17 protein-coding genes are annotated in these 18,669 nt (G+C 33.9%); 7 read left to right on the forward strand and 10 right to left on the reverse strand.

Annotated elements, in window-relative coordinates; all coding sequences use genetic code 11:
• Positions 1-2 precede the first annotated feature (2 nt).
• The 8 genes from purM to purE are packed head-to-tail and all read right to left on the reverse strand — an operon-like array spanning position 3 to position 7,908.
• The gene (purM, locus tag CD150_RS00255) at positions 3-1,031 is read right to left on the reverse strand and encodes a phosphoribosylformylglycinamidine cyclo-ligase (protein ID WP_073342526.1); all 1,029 of its coding nucleotides are present in this window, start codon (positions 1,029-1,031) and stop codon (positions 3-5) included.
• Positions 1,024-2,511, reverse strand: coding sequence for an amidophosphoribosyltransferase (gene purF / locus CD150_RS00260; protein ID WP_070038035.1), 1,488 nt, complete (start codon positions 2,509-2,511; stop codon positions 1,024-1,026). Before purF ends, purM begins: the two co-directional genes overlap by 8 nt.
• A complete protein-coding gene (gene purL, locus CD150_RS00265) occupies positions 2,490-4,679 on the reverse strand; it encodes a phosphoribosylformylglycinamidine synthase subunit PurL (protein ID WP_070812712.1) in 2,190 nt (729 codons plus the stop codon). The genes purF and purL overlap by 22 nt, the downstream gene beginning before the upstream one ends.
• Positions 4,672-5,343 (reverse strand): phosphoribosylformylglycinamidine synthase I, encoded by a 672-nt coding sequence (gene purQ / locus CD150_RS00270; protein WP_046207895.1) that lies wholly within the window; start codon positions 5,341-5,343, stop codon positions 4,672-4,674. The genes purL and purQ overlap by 8 nt, the downstream gene beginning before the upstream one ends.
• Positions 5,343-5,603, reverse strand: a complete 261-nt coding sequence (gene purS, locus CD150_RS00275; protein WP_019468141.1) for a phosphoribosylformylglycinamidine synthase subunit PurS — start codon at positions 5,601-5,603, stop codon at positions 5,343-5,345. The genes purQ and purS overlap by 1 nt, the downstream gene beginning before the upstream one ends.
• A 1-nt stretch (position 5,604) precedes the next feature.
• Positions 5,605-6,306 (reverse strand): phosphoribosylaminoimidazolesuccinocarboxamide synthase, encoded by a 702-nt coding sequence (purC, locus tag CD150_RS00280; RefSeq protein ID WP_046207896.1) that lies wholly within the window; start codon positions 6,304-6,306, stop codon positions 5,605-5,607.
• Positions 6,306-7,439: a 5-(carboxyamino)imidazole ribonucleotide synthase gene (gene purK, locus CD150_RS00285; protein ID WP_073342529.1), complete on the reverse strand. Its 1,134-nt coding sequence runs from the start codon at positions 7,437-7,439 to the stop codon at positions 6,306-6,308. Before purK ends, purC begins: the two co-directional genes overlap by 1 nt.
• A complete protein-coding gene (purE, locus tag CD150_RS00290; protein WP_046207898.1) occupies positions 7,426-7,908 on the reverse strand; it encodes a 5-(carboxyamino)imidazole ribonucleotide mutase in 483 nt (160 codons plus the stop codon). The genes purK and purE overlap by 14 nt, the downstream gene beginning before the upstream one ends.
• Before the next feature lie 204 nt (positions 7,909-8,112).
• On the opposite strand from purE, the gene folD reads away from it, so the two are divergent.
• The 7 genes from folD to rihC all read left to right on the forward strand — a co-directional run bounded on the left by folD (position 8,113) and on the right by rihC (position 15,204).
• A complete protein-coding gene (gene folD / locus CD150_RS00295) occupies positions 8,113-8,970 on the forward strand; it encodes a bifunctional methylenetetrahydrofolate dehydrogenase/methenyltetrahydrofolate cyclohydrolase FolD (protein WP_046207899.1) in 858 nt (285 codons plus the stop codon).
• Positions 8,971-9,564: 594 nt separating this feature from the next.
• Entirely contained in the window at positions 9,565-9,882 is a 318-nt protein-coding gene (locus CD150_RS00300; RefSeq protein WP_070038044.1) for an immunoglobulin-like domain-containing protein, read from the forward strand.
• A gap of 263 nt (positions 9,883-10,145) precedes the next feature.
• Positions 10,146-11,267: a cytochrome aa3 quinol oxidase subunit II gene (qoxA, locus tag CD150_RS00305; protein ID WP_046207901.1), complete on the forward strand. Its 1,122-nt coding sequence runs from the start codon at positions 10,146-10,148 to the stop codon at positions 11,265-11,267.
• Positions 11,267-13,255, forward strand: a complete 1,989-nt coding sequence (gene qoxB / locus CD150_RS00310; RefSeq protein WP_103161238.1) for a cytochrome aa3 quinol oxidase subunit I — start codon at positions 11,267-11,269, stop codon at positions 13,253-13,255. Before qoxA ends, qoxB begins: the two co-directional genes overlap by 1 nt.
• Positions 13,245-13,850 (forward strand): cytochrome aa3 quinol oxidase subunit III, encoded by a 606-nt coding sequence (gene qoxC, locus CD150_RS00315; RefSeq protein WP_046207903.1) that lies wholly within the window; start codon positions 13,245-13,247, stop codon positions 13,848-13,850. The genes qoxB and qoxC overlap by 11 nt, the downstream gene beginning before the upstream one ends.
• Positions 13,847-14,137, forward strand: coding sequence for a cytochrome aa3 quinol oxidase subunit IV (qoxD, locus tag CD150_RS00320; RefSeq protein ID WP_046207904.1), 291 nt, complete (start codon positions 13,847-13,849; stop codon positions 14,135-14,137). The genes qoxC and qoxD overlap by 4 nt, the downstream gene beginning before the upstream one ends.
• A 158-nt stretch (positions 14,138-14,295) precedes the next feature.
• Entirely contained in the window at positions 14,296-15,204 is a 909-nt protein-coding gene (gene rihC / locus CD150_RS00325) for a ribonucleoside hydrolase RihC (RefSeq protein WP_073342539.1), read from the forward strand.
• Between the two features lie 391 nt (positions 15,205-15,595).
• On the opposite strand, the gene CD150_RS00330 is transcribed toward rihC, so the two are convergent.
• The gene (locus tag CD150_RS00330) at positions 15,596-16,774 is read right to left on the reverse strand and encodes a serine hydrolase domain-containing protein (RefSeq protein ID WP_073342542.1); all 1,179 of its coding nucleotides are present in this window, start codon (positions 16,772-16,774) and stop codon (positions 15,596-15,598) included.
• An 18-nt stretch (positions 16,775-16,792) separates the two neighbouring features.
• A complete protein-coding gene (locus CD150_RS00335) occupies positions 16,793-18,451 on the reverse strand; it encodes a phospho-sugar mutase (RefSeq protein ID WP_103161239.1) in 1,659 nt (552 codons plus the stop codon).
• Positions 18,452-18,669 lie beyond the last annotated feature (218 nt).

Genomic DNA, 18,669 nt, shown 5'->3' on the forward strand with positions numbered 1-18,669 from the left:
TTTCATACCCCCGTCAAATGAATTGGCGTTTCACTTTTAACAATTTCACCAATTCTATATGCATTTACTTGTGCTTGTTGTAACGTATTTAATACTTTAGCTTCATCATTAGCATCAACAACTAAGGTGAAACCGATACCCATATTAAATACATTGTACATTTCTTTAGTCGAAATATTGCCTTGTTTTTGCAACCATTCAAATATCTTTGGTGTTGGAAATTGAGTTACATCAATCATCGCACCTACACCCTCAGGCAATGCTCTTGGAATATTTTCAATAAATCCGCCACCAGTAATATGCGTCATCGCATGTATGTTTACGTGTTCTTTTACAGCTAATACAGGCTTGACATATAGTCGTGTTGGTTCTAAAAAGATATCTAAAAATGTGTGATTTTGATCAAATTTGTCTTGTAGATTAATACCTGATTTTTTTATTATATTACGTACTAAGCTGTAACCGTTAGAGTGTATACCACTTGATTCAAGACCTATAATTACATCACCTGGTTTAACGGCTGAACCGTCTATATAAGCTTCTTTTTCTACAGCTCCTACAGCGAATCCTGCTAAATCATATTCACCTTCATGATACATTTCACCCATTTCAGCTGTTTCGCCACCAATCAGGGCTGTATTTGTAGCTTCGCAACCGTCACTAACCCCTTTAACAATCTGTTCAATAACTTCTGGAACAACTTTATGTGTTGCAATATAATCTAAGAAATACAATGGTTCTGCACCAGTTGTTAAAATATCATTGACACACATCGCTACTGCATCAATACCTATCGTATCGTGTTTGTCATTATCAATCGCTAACTTTAATTTAGTACCAACACCATCTGTTCCAGATACGAGTAATGGTGCTTTCATATTTAACTGTGATAAATCGAATGTAGCACCAAAACCGCCTAATCCACCTAAGACTTCTTTACGCATTGTTCTTTGAACATGACTTGACATACGTTCAACCGCTTCATAACCTGCACTAATATCAACACCTGCTTGTTGGTATGCTTTAGACATTTAAATTACCCTCTCTATCAAAGTATTGTTTATGATTTGCTAAATATTCTTTTTGACGTTCGCTTAAATGTTCAAAATAATCTTGTTCATAATCATAAAGACCAGCAGGATAATCACCTGTAAAACTTTCTACACATAATCCTTTATAAGGAGCATCTACATCAAGGCCAATTGAATCTATTAAACCAGCTACAGTTAGATAGGCCAGAGAATCTGAACCAATATGTTCACTGATTTCTGAAGGTGATTTGCTCGCTGATATGAGTTCAGCAGTAGTTGAAACGTCTATACCATAAAAGCTTGGAAACATAAATTCAGGTGAAGCAATACGTACATGCACTTCATTAGCTCCTGCATCTTTTAGCATTTGTACTATACGCTTACTCGTCGTGCCTCTAACAATAGAATCATCCACTAAGACGATATTTTTGCCTTGTACGATATCCTTTACTGCCGATAATTTGACCCTTACACCTTGCTCTCTTAATTCTTGAGTTGGTTGAATAAATGTACGCGCTACATATTGATTTTTGACTAACCCCATCTCATATGGCAAACCGCTTTGTTCAGCATAACCAGAGGCTGCTGAGAGTGAAGAATTAGGTACGCCAATAACCATATCTGCATTTTCAACTGGACTTTCTAACGCTAATTGTTTACCAGATTGTTTACGAATCGCATGAACATTTTTTCCTGCAATAGTTGAATCTGGTCTAGCAAAATAAATATACTCCATAGCTGATATCGCCGTATTCGTATGTCTCGTATAAGACTCTACTCGAATACCTTCATCATTGATAACCACATATTCACCTGCATGGATATCTCTTACATACGTTGCACCTAAAACATCTATAGCACAAGTTTCACTTGCGATGATGTAAGCACCTGTTTTCATTTTTCCTACAACTAAAGGTCTGATTGCATTTGGATCAACAGCACCATATAATGCATCTTTTGTTAATAACGCAAATGTAAAACCACCTTTTATTTTTCGTAAACTTTCCTGTAACGCTGCTTCAAAGGTTGGCGCTTTACTTTTACGAATTAAATGCATGATTACTTCTGTATCTGAAGAAGAATGGAAAATAGAACCTTGATGCTCAAGAGATTTTCTTAAACTTTGTGCATTTATAAGGTTTCCGTTATGACAAACTGCGACACTCATATCATAAAAATGGTACAAAAATGGCTGAATATTCTCTATACCTTTATTCCCCGATGTCGCATATCGTACATGACCAATCGCATGTTGATAGGACTTAAATGATTCCAACTGTGTATCTGAAATGGCTTCAGTCAATAGGCCAAGCCCTCTTTCTCCAGTGAGTTTTTGTCCATCAGAACACACCATACCTGCGCCTTCTTGACCTCTATGTTGTAAACTATGTAAACCCATATACGTCAATTGTGCTGCTTCATGATGATTCCAAATACCAAAAACGCCACATTCTTCGTTTAATCCGTTGTAGTCATACATTTAGGAATTGCTCCTTCCCACTGTTCATTCAATTGTTTCACATCACGTGAAATTAACGTGTCCCCGTTAGAAACTACAAATTTTCCATCTTCTGTTAATGTACCAACTTTAATAGCATCTGCGATATCTAAAGGTTGGTCACCTTTTACTGCTACTACATAACGCCCTTGCGTTTCACTGAATAATTGCTCATTTTTTAGATTTAAAGTTACATTTAAGCCCATTTGATAATGTGCACTGATACGAGCAAAAGTCATTAACAGGCCACCTTTACCCACTGTTTGTACGTGGGATGCTATACCATTACGTATTGCCCTTTTAATCGACTCTCCTCTTTTGACTTCATTTGATAAATCAATGGTTTCAACTTCATGATTCACCTTACTGAAAAGTAATTTCTCAATTTGACTCCCACCAAAATCGCTAAATGTATCGCCTACAACATAAAGCGTATCACCCACTTTTGGCGTAAAATCATTGAAATAATCAATTTCTTCAATCAAACCAACCATACCTACGACTGGTGTTGGGAATATTGAAGTTTCTTTTGTTTCGTTATACAAGGATACATTGCCAGAAACGACTGGTGTCTTTAATATTTCACAGGCTTCAGCCATACCTTTAGTAGAATCTGCTAATTGTTGATAAATTTCTTTTTTCTCCGGTGATCCATAATTCAAACAATCGGTCATCGCTAAAGGTGTAGCACCTACAGAAATCAAATTACGGTATGCTTCTGCTACTACCATCTTTCCGCCTTCGTATGGATGATTAAAGACATATCGTGCCTCACCATCTATCGTAGAAGCAATTGCTTTATTTGATCCTTCAACACGAACAACTGATGATTGTAAGCCCGGTTTGACAATAGTATTCGCACCAACTTGTTGATCATACTGCTCGTATAAATAACGTTTTGAAGCAATCGTTGGATGAATGAGTAAACGATTAAATACATCTTCGACATCTATGTCACTGTATTCATTTTTAGGTTCATTATATTGAGGAGTTTCACCTTCAAGCACGTAAACAGGTGCTTCATCTGACAATGGCTGTACGGGTATATCAGCGAAAATTTCATCTTCATATGTAAGTACAAAACGATCTGTATCTGTAACTTCACCGATAACAGCACTATCTAATTCATGCTTATCAAATAAATTTAAGAATTTATCTTCAGATCCTTTTTCAACTACTAATAACATGCGTTCCTGAGTTTCAGAAAGCATCATTTCATAAGGTGAAATACCTTTTTCTCTTGTTGGAACTTTTTCTAATTGTAGATGTAAACCACTTCCACCTTTAGCAGCCATTTCAGAAGATGATGATGTTAATCCTGCTGCCCCCATATCTTGGATACCTACTAGCTCATCAAATGTTATTGCTTCTAAAGTTGCTTCCATTAATTTTTTTCCAACAAATGGGTCACCAATTTGTACTGAAGGTCTCTTACTTTCACTATCTTCACTTAGTTCTTCAGATGCAAAAGTAGCACCATGAATGCCATCACGTCCTGTCTTTAATCCCACATATATAACTGAATTACCGGAGCCTTTAGCAGTACCTTTTTGAATTTTATCGTGATCAATGATACCTACGCACATTGCATTGACCAATGGATTGCCATCATATCTATCATCAAATTCTATCTCACCCGCAGTTGTTGGAATCCCAATACAATTGCCATAACCGCCAATACCGGCTACTACGCCACGTAATAATCGACGATTTTGTTTTTCTGACAATTCACCAAAGCGTAAACTATTTAATAAATTTATTGGTCTAGCACCGATTGAAACAATATCTCTTATAATGCCTCCTACCCCAGTAGCAGCACCTTGATATGGTTCAACAGCAGAGGGATGATTATGTGATTCAACTTTAAATACTACTGCTTGGTTGTCACCAATATCTACGACGCCTGCACCTTCACCAGGCCCCATCAACACATGTGATCCTGACGTTGGAAACTGAGTTAAAAATGGCTTGGAATGTTTATAAGAACAATGTTCACTCCACATGACAGAGAAAATACCAGTTTCAGTAAAATTGGGCTCACGACCTAAAATTTCACATACTTTATCGTATTCTGACTCCGATAAACCCATATCTTTATATCGTTTTTCTAATTTGATTTCTTCCACACTTGGTTCGATAAACTTAGACATTTTGTTCCCTCCAACTATTAACCATTGCTTCAAATAATTTAACGCCACTATCAGTACCTAATAAAGATTCCATCGCGCGTTCAGGGTGCGGCATCATTCCACAAACATTTCCGTTTTTATTTACAATACCTGCAATATCATTGTAAGAACCGTTGGGGTTATCCTTGTATTTTAAAATGATTTGATTGTTTTCTTCTAATCTGTCATACATTTCTGATGTACAATAGTAATGACCTTCCCCATGCGCTACAGGATATACTACATTTTCATTCTCTTCATATAAATTAGTGAAAGGTGTATGATTATTGACTACTTTTAGTAGTTCATTACGACTTACAAATAAATGTGAATCATTATGCAATAATGCACCTGGCAGCAAACCTATTTCTGTAAGAATTTGAAATCCGTTACAAACACCTAATACAGGTTTCCCTTCTTTAGCGAAACGTTTCACTTCTTCAGTGATAGGTGCAACACTTGCCATCGCACCTGAACGTAAATAGTCACCAAAAGAGAAACCACCAGGTATTAAAACACCGTCAAAACCTTCTAAAGATGTATTTCTATAGTCGACATATTCTGCTTCTACACCAGATTTCAATGCTGCATTATACATGTCCCTATCACAATTGGATCCTGGGAATTTTAGCACTGCAAATTTCATTATGCTTTCTCCCCTTCTTCCAATACTTTGTAGCTATATTCTTCAATAACGGTGTTTGCAAAAAGTTTTTCGCTTAAAGTTGTAACGACATTGTGAACTGCAGCATCAGTAGCTTCATCAACTGTCATGTACAATAATTTACCAACACGTATATCATTAACTTGTGTGTATCCTAAATCATGTACTGCGCGATTTAAAGCTTGTCCTTGTGTGTCTAATACTTGTGGCTGTAATGTGATATGCAATTCAATTGTTTTCATTTTATAGTTCCTCCAATTTATTAAGAAAAGTTTGATAAGTGTCTATGATTGAACCAGTATCTTCACGATAAACGTCTTTATCGAAATTTGTATCACTATATTTATCCCAAATGCGACATGTATCTGGTGAAATTTCATCTGCTAATAGAATTTGGCCATTCGTGCTACGTCCAAACTCTATTTTGAAATCTACGAGTCTTAGATCCATATCATCCATTAATTCAAGCAATACTGAATTAATTGTTATTGCTGCATCTTTTAATTTTTCAATTTCATCTTTACTAGCTATATTTAATAATTGTATGTGATCTTCTGTAATTAAAGGGTCATTTAAATCGTCGTTTTTATAAAAGAATTCAACTAATGGGCTTTCAAACTTATGACCTTTATCAAAGCCTAATCTCTTTGTTATAGAGCCTGCAGCAATATTTCTAACTACGACCTCTAATGGAATAATGTCTACAGATTTTACGAGTTGTTCAGTTTCTGATAGTTGTTCGATAAAGTGACTATTAATATCACGATCTTGAATAAGACTGAAAATTCTAGAAGTAATTTGATTATTTAAACGGCCTTTACCTTCTATAAAATCTTTTTTTGCACCATTACCAGCTGTGACTTCATCCTTATATTCAATTCGAAGTACATCTGATTGTGCCGTAGAAAAAATTCTTTTCGCTTTTCCTTCATATAACAAAGACATTAGCCATGTCTCCCTTCAAAATAATTTAGTAAAGTTTGTTCTGTTTGTTCTACATTGTTTGTAAGCATTGTAAGATGACCCATTTTACGGTCAGGTTTACGACTTGATTTTCCATAAATATGTACATGCCATTCAGGATGGTCGCCGAATTTATGTTCTAACAGATCTAAATCTCTTCCTAATAAATTCATCATTACACTAGGTTTTAATAATTCGATTTTTTCTGGTAAGCGTTGACCTGTCACTGCTAATATATGTGTATCAAACTGCGAATAATCACACGCTTCAATTGAATAATGTCCTGAATTATGAGGTCTAGGTGCAATTTCGTTCACAAACAATTGATTGTTTGAATCGATGAAAAACTCCACTGTAAACGTACCTACAAAGTGAATATGTTTGATGATCTTTTCAACTTCATTTCGTGCTAATTGTTCAATTTGTGAATCCACACGTGCAGGCACAACAGTCTTAAATAATATTTGGTTTTGATGTTCATTCTCTTGTAACGGGAAGTACGTAATTTGATTATTGTTACCAATCGTTACCGTTAAAGAAACTTCTTTTTGTAGATTTAAAAATTTTTCAGCGACACATTCTTGCTTTTCAATTAACGCTTTTGCATTGTCCAAATCTGTTTCATTTGTAATGAGTAATTGTCCTTTTCCGTCGTATCCACCAAATCTTGTTTTTATCATAAAAGGAAAACCAATTGTTTCTATAGCTTGAGATAACTCATCTGGGTCAGATAATTTTATAAATGGTGCTACTTGAGTTCCAGCACCTTGCAAGGTTTGCTTTTCAATCAATCTATCCTGTAACAGTTGTATAGCTTGATAGCCTTGAGGAATATTATATTGAGAAACTAATGTTTGTAATTGATGCGCAGAAATATTCTCAAACTCATATGTGATAACGTCGGACAATTCACCTAGTTGAATAAGCGATTGTTCATCATCATAGTTTGCTTTTATAAATTGATGCGCTACATATTGACATGGACAATTTTCATCAGGATCTAAAACGATAACTTTATAACCCATTTTCTGTGCAGATTGTGCCATCATTTTTCCTAATTGCCCGCCACCAATAATTCCAATCGTTGATCCAAATGTCAGTTTATTGAAGTTCATGTTGCATCTCACTCACTTTCTCAACCAATGATTTTTCATAATTTTCCAAATTCTTTTGGATAACTTTATTACCAATGCTGAGCATTCTTGCAGCAAGTATTCCTGCATTTTTGGCTCCAGATTTGCCTATAGCTGTCGTTGCCACTGGAATACCACCCGGCATTTGGACAATAGATAGAAGAGAATCTAATCCTTTTAAACTTTTAGATTCTATTGGCACACCAATTACTGGTAATGTCGTCATTGAAGCAACCATACCTGGCAAGTGTGCTGCTCCACCAGCACCTGCAATAATGACATCATAGCCATTGTCTCTAGCTCCTTTTGCAAATTCATACATTAATTGAGGCGTACGATGTGCGGAAACAACTTTCTTTTCGTACGGTATATCTAGTTGTTCTAACATTTGACAACTTTCTTTCATAGTCTCCCAGTCGGAAGAACTACCCATTATGACTACCACTTTCAAAATGAACACCCTTTCAGAAATTTGAAATGTTACGTCTATTAGATGTATATTACAGATATAGCATAACAACTAAAAATCGCTTTTTCAATCAAAAATCGAACTTTAAAGAAAAAAAATCGTTAAATTTTCGTCTTTTGGTTGAAAAACATGATGTTAATTATGTTAAAGTTAAGTAAAGTTCATACATTGGAGGAGGATTTTTTCATGGTCGCAAAAATTTTAGACGGGAAACAAATCGCAAAGGATTATAGACAAGGTCTAAAAGATCAAGTCGAAGCTTTACAAACTAAGGGTTACACGCCAAAATTATCAGTAATATTAGTAGGTAATGACGGTGCTAGTAAAAGTTATGTGAATTCTAAAAAGAAAGCTGCAGAAAAAATAGGCATGATTTCTGAAATCGTACATTTAGATGAAAGTGCTAGTGAAGAAAAAGTATTAAGTGAACTACAACGCTTAAATGAGGATGACAGTGTCAGTGGCATATTAGTTCAAGTGCCACTCCCAGATCAAGTTAGCGAACAAAAAGTTCTAGAATCAATTAACCCCGCTAAAGATGTTGATGGATTCCATCCTGAAAATATAGGTAAATTATATATTGACCAACAAACATTTGTACCTTGTACACCTCTTGGTATTATGGAATTGCTAAATCATGCTGACATTGATTTAGAAGGAAAAGATGCTGTTGTTATAGGTAGAAGTCATATTGTAGGTCAACCAGTATCAAAACTATTATTACAAAAAAATGCATCAGTAACGATACTGCACTCAAGAACTAAAGACATGCACCAACATTTAAAAAACGCTGATATTATCGTTAGTGCTGTTGGACGTCCTGGACTTGTTACTAAAGAAGATGTTAAAGAAGGTGCAGTTGTAATTGATGTTGGTAATACACCAGATGAAAACGGAAAATTAAAAGGTGATATTGCCTATGATGAAGTTAAAGAAATTGCTGGTGCTATTACACCTGTACCTGGTGGCGTTGGCCCAATGACTATTACAATGGTATTAAACAATACACTTATGGCCGAAAAAATGCGTAGAGGTATTGAATAACAATCACACGCTTAATTTAAAAATATTTTAATAACAGGCAAAACTGAGATTTCATATCTCAAACTAATGAATAAACGTCAATTTCTAAGTGATCACAATAGAAATTGACGTTTATTTTACTTTTATGAAATATAGGCCATGTTGATCTACTATCTTCCTTATATAAAACTTCAAATCACTTTTTACAAAACGAACAAATTGCGTAAGTGAGAATTGTTTATAAGCTGAAGTTCAGTTAAATATTTTATACTTTTCAATTCAAATCATATTTGCCCAGATAGGCAGAAAAAATCTTTTTAGTAAAATCAGGATTCTTTCCCCCGCTCTTATTCATTTTTAAACCATCTCCTAAAACAGCTCTTATATTATTAAAACATCCATCAATATGGTTTTATTCAAAAACACTCAATTTTCTTTAGTAGTTTTTACGTTTTTCAAAAATTTATTACAGTTAACTGAATTTTTTCAAAAAATTATAACTTAATTTACACAATTACGTTATATTAAGACTATAGTACGATGTAATTTCTATCAAAATAAAATATAGTGTATTTAAGATAAAAAATAAATGACGCTCATACGGAGGTTTACGTTATGAATAAATTAATGCAGTCATTATCAGCTCTCGGGGTATCTGCAACCCTTGTTTCACCTAATCTAAGTGCAGAAGCTACAGAAAATTCTATCCCCGAATTAAAAGGAACAAACGATGTTATCATCGATAAAGGAAATAACTATAATTTATTAAATGGTGTACGTGCCTATGATAAAGAAGATGGTGACTTAACGCACAAAATTTCAGTAGATGGAAATATTAACACTGAAAAAGAAGGTAAATATAAAATTGAATATACTGTAGAAGATTCAGAAGGTGCAACGAATAAATCAGTAAGATATATTGAAGTAAAATAAATAGTATATGAATACATATGTCACGATGAAATTCACTTCAAACAATTAATTTTGGTGTGAAATTATCCTATCGCCTAAAATATGACACTTTTCACAAAATGTACACATAATTTTAACAAATCTTTGAAAGCCCGTCAGACGTTGAGTTTGTTGGGTTTCTTTTAATTTTACAATAATTTTTTTGCACAAACACTTGTAAATATTGCGTAATATCTTAAAATTGATGGTAAGCCCTACAATTGTAGTATTAGGAGGTCAAAAAAGTGTCAAAATTTAAGTCTTTGCTTCTACTCTTTGGCTCACTAATTATACTTAGTGGTTGTTCAAATGTAGAAGTTTTAAACCCAAAAGGGCCGGTAGCAAGTGACTCGAAGTTCTTGATTATTTATTCAATCATCTTCATGCTTGTTATTATTGCCGCCGTACTTATCATGTTTGCTCTGTTCCTATATAAATATAGATTACACAAAACAGACGAGTCTGGTAAGATGCACCACAATTCTTTAATTGAAACAATTTGGTTTATCATTCCGGTGATCATCGTTATCGCTTTAGCGATTCCTACAGTAAAATCGCTTTATATGTATGAAGCTAAACCGGAAAAACAAGACGATCCACTTGTTGTCTATGCAACAAGCGCTGGTTATAAGTGGTTCTTCAGTTATCCTGAAGAAAAAATCGAAACTGTTAACCACCTAACAATACCTAAAGATCGCCCTGTTGTCTTCAAACTCCAATCAATGGATATGATGACAAGTTTCTGGATACCACAATTAGGTGGTCAAAAATACGCGATGACCGGTATGACAATGGATTGGACATTAACTGCTAGCGAAGAAGGTACGTTCCGAGGACGTAACTCAAACTTCAACGGTGAAGGATTCGCTCGCCAGACATTTGATGTTAATTCTGTTAGCCAAAGTAAATTTAAGGATTGGGTAAAAGATGCTCAAAGTCAAAAGAAATTAGATCAAGATACTTTTGATAAACAACTTTTACCAACTACTGAAAATAAAAACTTAACTTTCAGTGGTACGCACATGGCGTTTGTTGATCCAGCAGCTGATCCTGAGTATATTTTCCATGCTTATGATCGTTTCAATTACGTACAGAAAGATCCAAACTTCAATACACCTGAAGAAATTAAAAAAGATGTATTGGATAAACCGAATAAACCTGCACGTAAACCTCAAATCACAAACGCAAACTATGAACGTCATGGTATGAAAGCTATGATTCTAGGCAATAATGAACCATATGATAGTGAATTCAAAGATGAAGAATCACATAATATGGATGAAATGGAAAAAATCTCAGAAGGTGCTAAAGATGAAAAAGCATCTAAAGCTGAGAAAAAAGACCATGAACATGGAGGTGGACATTAATGAATTTCCCATGGGATCAATTACTCGTTCAAGGTAACTGGATGATTACAATGGCGCAGATTGGTGCACCGTTTGCTATCATCGCAGTAATCGCAGTAATTACTTACTTTAAATTGTGGAAATATCTATACAGAGAATGGTTCACGTCTATTGACCATAAAAAAATTGGTGCTATGTATTTAATCTGTGCTGTATTAATGTTCGTACGTGGTGGTATTGATGCCCTAATGATGCGTACACAATTAGCAATTCCAGATAATACATTCTTAGAAGGAAATCACTATAATGAAGTCTTTAGTACGCACGGCGTAATAATGATTATCTTTATGGCGATGCCTTTCATCTTTGGTTTATGGAATGTTATTGTACCTCTTCAAATTGGTGCAAGAGACGTTGCATTCCCTGTATTAAATAACGTAAGTTTCTGGTTATTCTTCTCTGGTATGTTGTTATTCAACCTATCATTTATAATCGGAGGCTCACCTGCAGCTGGTTGGACTAACTATGCACCACTCGCAGGAGAATTCAGTCCAGGACCTGGGGTTAACTACTACCTTATCGCAATACAGATTTCTGGTATAGGTACCCTAATGACTGGTATTAACTTCTTTGTAACAATACTTAGATGTAAAACACCTACGATGAAATTTATGGAAATGCCAATGTTCACGGTTACTACTTTCATTACAGCATTAATCGTTATTTTGGCTTTCCCAGTATTGACAGTTGCGCTAGCACTGTTTACAACAGATAGAATCTTCGATACTGCATTCTTTACAGTCGCAAATGGTGGTATGCCAATGCTATGGGCTAACCTCTTCTGGGTATGGGGGCACCCCGAAGTTTATATCGTTATCCTACCGGCATTCGGTATTTATTCAGAAATTATTCCAACATTTGCACGTAAACGTCTGTTTGGTCACCAAAGTATGGTGTGGGCAACAGCAGGTATCGCATTCCTTAGTTTCTTAGTTTGGGTTCACCATTTCTTCACTATGGGTAATGGTGCATTAATTAACTCATTCTTCTCAATCACAACTATGCTGATTGGTATACCAACAGGTGTTAAATTATTTAACTGGTTATTCACTTTATATCAAGGTAGAATTACATTTGAATCGCCTATGCTATTCGCATTAGCATTCATTCCTAACTTCTTACTTGGTGGTGTAACTGGTGTTATGCTTGCAATGGCAGCAGCCGACTATCAGTACCATAATACGTACTTCTTAGTTGCTCACTTCCACTACACATTAGTAGCTGGTGTTGTATTTGCTTGTTTAGGTGCACTCAATTTCTGGTGGCCTAAGATGACTGGATTTAAGTTAAACGAGACATTAAACAAATGGAGTTTCTGGTTATTCATGATTGGATTTAACGTTTGTTTCTTACCTCAATTCATCCTTGGATTAGATGGTATGCCACGTCGTTTATACACTTATATGCCAGAAGATGGATGGTGGTTGCTAAACGCAATCTCTACTGTCGGTGCATTAATGATGGCACTAGGCTTTATGTTCTTAGTTGCTAGTATCGTATATAGTTTCTTCAAAGCACCACGTGAAGCTACTGGTGACAACTGGGATGGCTTAGGACGTACATTAGAGTGGTCAACTGCTTCAGCAATGCCGCCTAAATACAATTTTGCTATTACACCAGATTGGAATGACTACGATACATTTGTAAATATGAAAGAAAACGGTAGACACTACTTAGATAATCACAATTATTCTGATATCCATATGCCAAATAATACGCCAGTTGGTTTCTGGATGGGAATTTTCTTCACAATCGGTGGATTCTTCCTTGTCTTTGAAACTATACTTCCAGCCGTTATTTGCTTAATAGGTATCTTTGGTACTATGATTTACCGCAGTTTCCAAGTAGACCACGGTTATCATATTCCAGCTTCTGAAGTAGCAGAAACCGAAAAACGTTTACGTGAAGCACGTATTAAAGAAAGGGAGGCTGTAAGTCATGAGTCATGATGCAAACACTATTGATCAACGTTCGCATGAAGGTAATTTAAATAGACTTGGCTTTTGGGTATTCCTTACAGCGGAAGTCTCATTATTCGGTACGCTATTCGCAACCCTATTAACGCTTCAACACGGTGGCGATTATGGCGGTAAAATGACAACTGAAATGTTCGAATTACCCCTAATTTTAATAATGACATTTGCGTTATTAATTAGTTCTTACACTTGTGGTATCTCTATTTACTATATGAGACAAGAAAAAGCAAAATTAATGACAATATGGATGATTATCACTTTACTATTCGGAGTAGTGTTCGTAGGCTTTGAAATTTATGAGTTTGCTCACTATGTCTCAGAAGGTGTTAACTTAACTATTGGTTCTTACTGGTCTAGTTTCTTTATTCTTTTAGGAACACATGGTGCCCACGTATCTCTAGGGATTGTTTGGATTACATGTCTATTAATTCAAGTTGCAATGCGTGGATTAAATAAAGATAATGCTCCTAAATTATTTATAGTAAGTTTATATTGGCACTTCTTAGATGTTGTTTGGATCTTCATCTTCACTGCCGTATATATGATAGGGATGGTGTTTAGCGGATGAATACAATTGTAAAACACACAGTAGGTTTTATTGGCTCAATCGTTTTGACTATTTTAGCAGTATTCGTAACCCTATACACATCAATGGCACTAAATGCTAAGATTACAATCATCTTTGGCTTTGCCTTTATCCAAGCTGCAGTACAATTATTAATGTTCATGCACTTAACTGAAGGTAAAGATGGAAATGTACAAGGGTTTAAAGTTATATTTGCGGTTATCATTACTCTAATTACAGTTATTGGTACGTATTGGGTAATGCAAGGTGGACACTCAAGCCACTTATAATCCCAAAAAGACTTCTCTTTCGAGAAGTCTTTTTTTTATTCCCGTATCCATCTCCCCTATACCTTTCATTAAATAATTTACTTTGTAACATTTCTTTCTCCAAAAGATGTAGAATATAATTGATAATGCTATTTTTGTAACAGGAGGATTAGATAATTATGAAACAACCAATTATTATTGATACAGACCCAGGTATTGATGATGCAGCAGCGATTAGCTTTGCTTTAAACCATCCAGAATTTGATTTGAAAATGATTTCTACAGTCAATGGTAATGTTGGAATCGAAAAAACAACTGCTAATGCATTAAAAATCAAACGTTTCTTTAATAGCGATGTACCTGTACATAGAGGTGCTTCACAACCACTTTTATCAGCTATTGTAGATGCAAGTGAAGTACATGGTGAATCGGGAATGGAAGGATATACTTTCCCAGAAATCAATGAAAGTGATCTCGATTCTACTCATGCTGTTGAGGCCATGCGAGATATTTTACTCAAAAGCGAAACGCCTATCACACTTATTCCTATTGGCCCATTAACGAATATTGCATTATTATTAATGACTTATCCTGAAGTTAAAGCATACATTAAAGAAATTGTATTAATGGGTGGCTCAGCATCTCGAGGTAATGTAACACCATTAGCTGAATTTAATATTTATTGTGATCCTGAAGCTGCTCAAATCGTATTTAATTCTGGACTACCTATAACAATGATAGGATTAGATGTTGCTAGAAGTTCTAGTTTGACACATGAAACAATTAATGAACTAAAATCAATCAACGAGACTGGTAAGATGTTGCATCAGTTATTCAAACATTATAGAGGAGACGATTTTGAAAAAGGTATTAATGTATACGATGCTTATACATTGCTTTATCTACTGCATCCAGAACACTTTGTAGTACGAGAAGCTGATGTGCAAATTGAAACAGATGGCAAATTAACCAGGGGTGCTTCAGTAGTTGACTTCAAATCTCAATTTCCTAATACAACCGTAGTAATGTCAGTACAAGCAAATATCTTTAAGCAGATGTTTATCGATGCTTTAAAGTATTGTAAGTAAAATTTTAATACACAAATCGTTTGACTCATCTTTTATTATTTACAATTTTTGATCATATGTATGAACTCAGATTCGTAATTAATCATATATACGACAATCCAGTCTGCATCTTACAAAACAAAAAAGTATTTATTTTGCAGAAAAACTAACACACCTTTTCTAAGGAAATCCATAGACAAACTAATTTAGCGAGATATATTATGCATGTATTTATCTCTAATTAACATTACCGTATAAAAAGCATGCATTTTGCGAAACATGAACTATAATTTGTCCTCAAAACATAAACAACTTATTATAAAAGAAAAACCGTCAATTTCTATCGTGGTTTGATAGAAATTGACGGTTATCTTTTAATCAGTGATATTAACACACCTATCACTATTCCCTTTCAATACAACTGTTTTACTCTATTATAATGACCATCTTGATGTAATAACTTAAAGTAAATATGCTTCATTTTATATTCATTATTCATTTTGCCGTTGTCATAATTCGTTGCTAGTACAATAACATAATTATCATTAAAATATACTGTGAATATATTGCCGAAAAAAATGCCATTAATTCTATTTTTATCAGCAAAAGAATAAAAGCCGTATCGATATGGTCTAGGATATTGTGTAGTCAAACTTTCATGAATAAAAGGCATGGTCGTTGTTTCGTCAAAAATTCTATTGTCTTGTAAATTTAATACCACTTTCCCCATATCATAAGGAGACATGTAAAGGTTACCTGCCCCATCATATTGATTTAATATATTAGGTTTTTGACGAATACGTCTTCCAGTTAATTTATCATTTTTATAACCAACAGCCATATATTTTTGAAAATTTAAATTACTATAACGTGCTGTATATTCTAAATTATATGGTTTCACTAATCTTTCATTTAAATTCTGCATATAAGACTTATGTGTCACCGTCTCTATTACTTTCGATAATATTAAATAATTAGCATCGTTATATTGATATTTATTATATTCTAAAGGGTTGATACCTCTCTGTTGTATTGCATGTGTTGCATCATTTAAATCTTTAAATTTTGGATTCGCTTTATATTTATATAACCCACTTTGATGTAACATCAGTTGCTTAATCGAAAGTGGATAAATTGAATCAAACCATTCTAAATAATGCTTTACTGGCGTCATCATATGAATCTCGTCTTCAATTTCTAATTGTTTTAACATGATACCTGTCAAAAATTTTTGTGCTGAGCCAATTAAAAACATCGTATTAGCATTATTTTCTTCACTCTTTTCAAAATCTTGATAACCATAGCCTTTATTCAATTTAAGTTTACCTTTTTCAAAAAGCGCAATGGTACCATTAAAATGAGTTTGTTCCAAATATTCATCTATTTTATTAATTTGTGGATGTTTGTGATCAACGACTGTTTTTAACTTTTTTTGTTTCTTAGATGATTGTTCTTCATTTTCCTTGGTTGAAATCTTTGAAGGACTAATATAATCTTTCATTTGTTTATATTGTCTATAACCAGTAAAACTTAAAACCAAAAATATGAAAATGATTAAAACAATGATTATTTTATATTTGTTGACTTTCATGTTGTTGCCTCTTTGTTGTTATTTTATATGATTGATATATTCCTCTTTAAATTGATTTGTTAAAGCATCAATATCTTCTATATTTAATGAGAAATACAACTTAATTTTAGGTTCAGTACCAGAAGGTCTCAATGCAATGAAACCTTCATCAAAAATAAAGCGAATTAAATTGGTTTCAGGTAATGATAATGCCTCAGTACTACTCTCTCTTACATTTTTAATGGTACCTAATTGGTAATCCTCAACTTGTGCTACTTCAAGACCACAAATCGTTGAAACATCTTTATTTCTAAATTGATCCATTATTTTAGTAATTTTTTCAATGCCTTCTGCGCCTTCAAAAGTCGGTGATAGAGTTTTATCTTTATATGCACCGATATGCGCATAAATATCTTCTATTGTATCTTTAAATGTCATTCCGTTATTCGCTAATAAATTTTTATATTTGATTAATAAAGGAACCATTTGTATTGCATCTTTGTCTCTTGAAAATGGCTTTGCTAAATAGCCATGGCTTTCTTCAAAAGCAATTAGTAATTGCTTATCTTGATGAGCACTTTCTGTTTCCAATAAATTTGAAATGTATTTAAATCCTGTTAATACATTATTCACTTCTACATCTAATGCTATGGCTAATCTTTCCGCAAGTTCACTTGTGACTATAGATTTAATCATGTATAGTTGTTTACCTTCTTCTACTAAATCTTGGAATCTTAATTTAGTAAGCAAAATACCAATTTCATTTCCATTAAAATATCTGTACGTTTGGTCATTATAACGTTCAATTATCCCCAATCTATCAGCATCAGGATCAGTCGCTATAATTAATTGTGCATCTGTATCGTTTGCGAGCTTAATACCGCGTTCAAAAACAGCCTCATCTTCAGGATTAGCTATCGCTACAGTTGGAAAATTACCATCTGGGGTTGACTGTTCTTTTTCAATAACAAAGTTATCATAGTTTAATTCTGATAATATATCAGAAGCCAAAGGTAAACTCGTACCATGTAAACTCGTAAGTACGACTTTAGCTTGTTTCTCAGGAATATCCCCTATTAAATCTTTCACTTCATTTTTATAAGCTTCAGTGACTTCATTTGACATATATGTGATTTTATTATCTTCGAGTAATAAATTAAAATCATCTCTATCAATCTGTAGTGGATGCTCAATAGCGTTAATATATTGACTTAAATGTTCTGATTCATCGGGTAATAATTGTCCACCATTTTGATCGTATATTTTAATCCCATTATAGTTTTTGGGATTATGACTAGCAGTAATCATCACACCTGCACTTGTTTTTAAATATCTCACCGCAAATGATAATTCAGGTGTGGATTTGTAATTTTCTGATAAAATCGTAGTAATATTATTTTGAGCTAAAACAGACGCCATTTCTTCTGAAAATGCTTTCGATAACAATCTTGTGTCAAAATGGATTACGATGGATGGATTATCAAATTTTGCTTTCAAATATTGCGATAAACCCAATGCAACTTTGCGGACTGTAAATGCATTCAATCGATCCGGTCCTAAACCGAAAGTACTACGTATTCCAGCAGTCCCAAATGTTAGGTTTCCGCTAAACCCTTCTTCTATTTCTTTTTCTGTTTGTGCTTCATAAAATTTTTTTACTAAACTTTCATCTAATTTATCCAACCATTCTGATTTCATGGTTATATCCTCCTTGAAACTTCAATATATTAACAATTTACTCATACGGTATTATCTTTGAATTAATTTAATAAATACCAAAAATCGCTATGACTTTAAAATCTCTGCTTAAAAACTTGCTTAAGTAAAAATATTAATATTATCAATCATTGATAACATTTAACATATGCTAATTATATCGTAAGTTTATAAATAAATCATTTTAGCCATGTCGTTTT

This window comes from Staphylococcus ureilyticus (genome assembly GCF_002902235.1).
Taxonomy (GTDB): domain Bacteria; phylum Bacillota; class Bacilli; order Staphylococcales; family Staphylococcaceae; genus Staphylococcus; species Staphylococcus ureilyticus.

Excerpts from the sequence above, each read along its gene's own strand:
- purM (WP_073342526.1), bottom strand. The coding sequence starts at position 1,031 with ATGTCTAAAGCATACCAACAAGCAGGTGTTGATATTAGTGCAGGTTAT.
- purF (WP_070038035.1), bottom strand. The coding sequence starts at position 2,511 with ATGTATGACTACAACGGATTAAACGAAGAATGTGGCGTTTTTGGTATT.
- purL (WP_070812712.1), bottom strand. The coding sequence starts at position 4,679 with ATGTCTAAGTTTATCGAACCAAGTGTGGAAGAAATCAAATTAGAAAAA.
- purQ (WP_046207895.1), bottom strand. The coding sequence starts at position 5,343 with ATGAAATTTGCAGTGCTAAAATTCCCAGGATCCAATTGTGATAGGGAC.
- purS (WP_019468141.1), bottom strand. The coding sequence starts at position 5,603 with ATGAAAACAATTGAATTGCATATCACATTACAGCCACAAGTATTAGAC.
- purC (WP_046207896.1), bottom strand. The coding sequence starts at position 6,306 with ATGTCTTTGTTATATGAAGGAAAAGCGAAAAGAATTTTTTCTACGGCA.
- purK (WP_073342529.1), bottom strand. The coding sequence starts at position 7,439 with ATGAACTTCAATAAACTGACATTTGGATCAACGATTGGAATTATTGGT.
- folD (WP_046207899.1), top strand. The coding sequence starts at position 8,113 with ATGGTCGCAAAAATTTTAGACGGGAAACAAATCGCAAAGGATTATAGA.
- CD150_RS00300 (WP_070038044.1), top strand. The coding sequence starts at position 9,565 with ATGAATAAATTAATGCAGTCATTATCAGCTCTCGGGGTATCTGCAACC.
- qoxB (WP_103161238.1), top strand. The coding sequence starts at position 11,267 with ATGAATTTCCCATGGGATCAATTACTCGTTCAAGGTAACTGGATGATT.
- qoxC (WP_046207903.1), top strand. The coding sequence starts at position 13,245 with ATGAGTCATGATGCAAACACTATTGATCAACGTTCGCATGAAGGTAAT.
- qoxD (WP_046207904.1), top strand. The coding sequence starts at position 13,847 with ATGAATACAATTGTAAAACACACAGTAGGTTTTATTGGCTCAATCGTT.
- rihC (WP_073342539.1), top strand. The coding sequence starts at position 14,296 with ATGAAACAACCAATTATTATTGATACAGACCCAGGTATTGATGATGCA.
- CD150_RS00330 (WP_073342542.1), bottom strand. The coding sequence starts at position 16,774 with ATGAAAGTCAACAAATATAAAATAATCATTGTTTTAATCATTTTCATA.
- CD150_RS00335 (WP_103161239.1), bottom strand. The coding sequence starts at position 18,451 with ATGAAATCAGAATGGTTGGATAAATTAGATGAAAGTTTAGTAAAAAAA.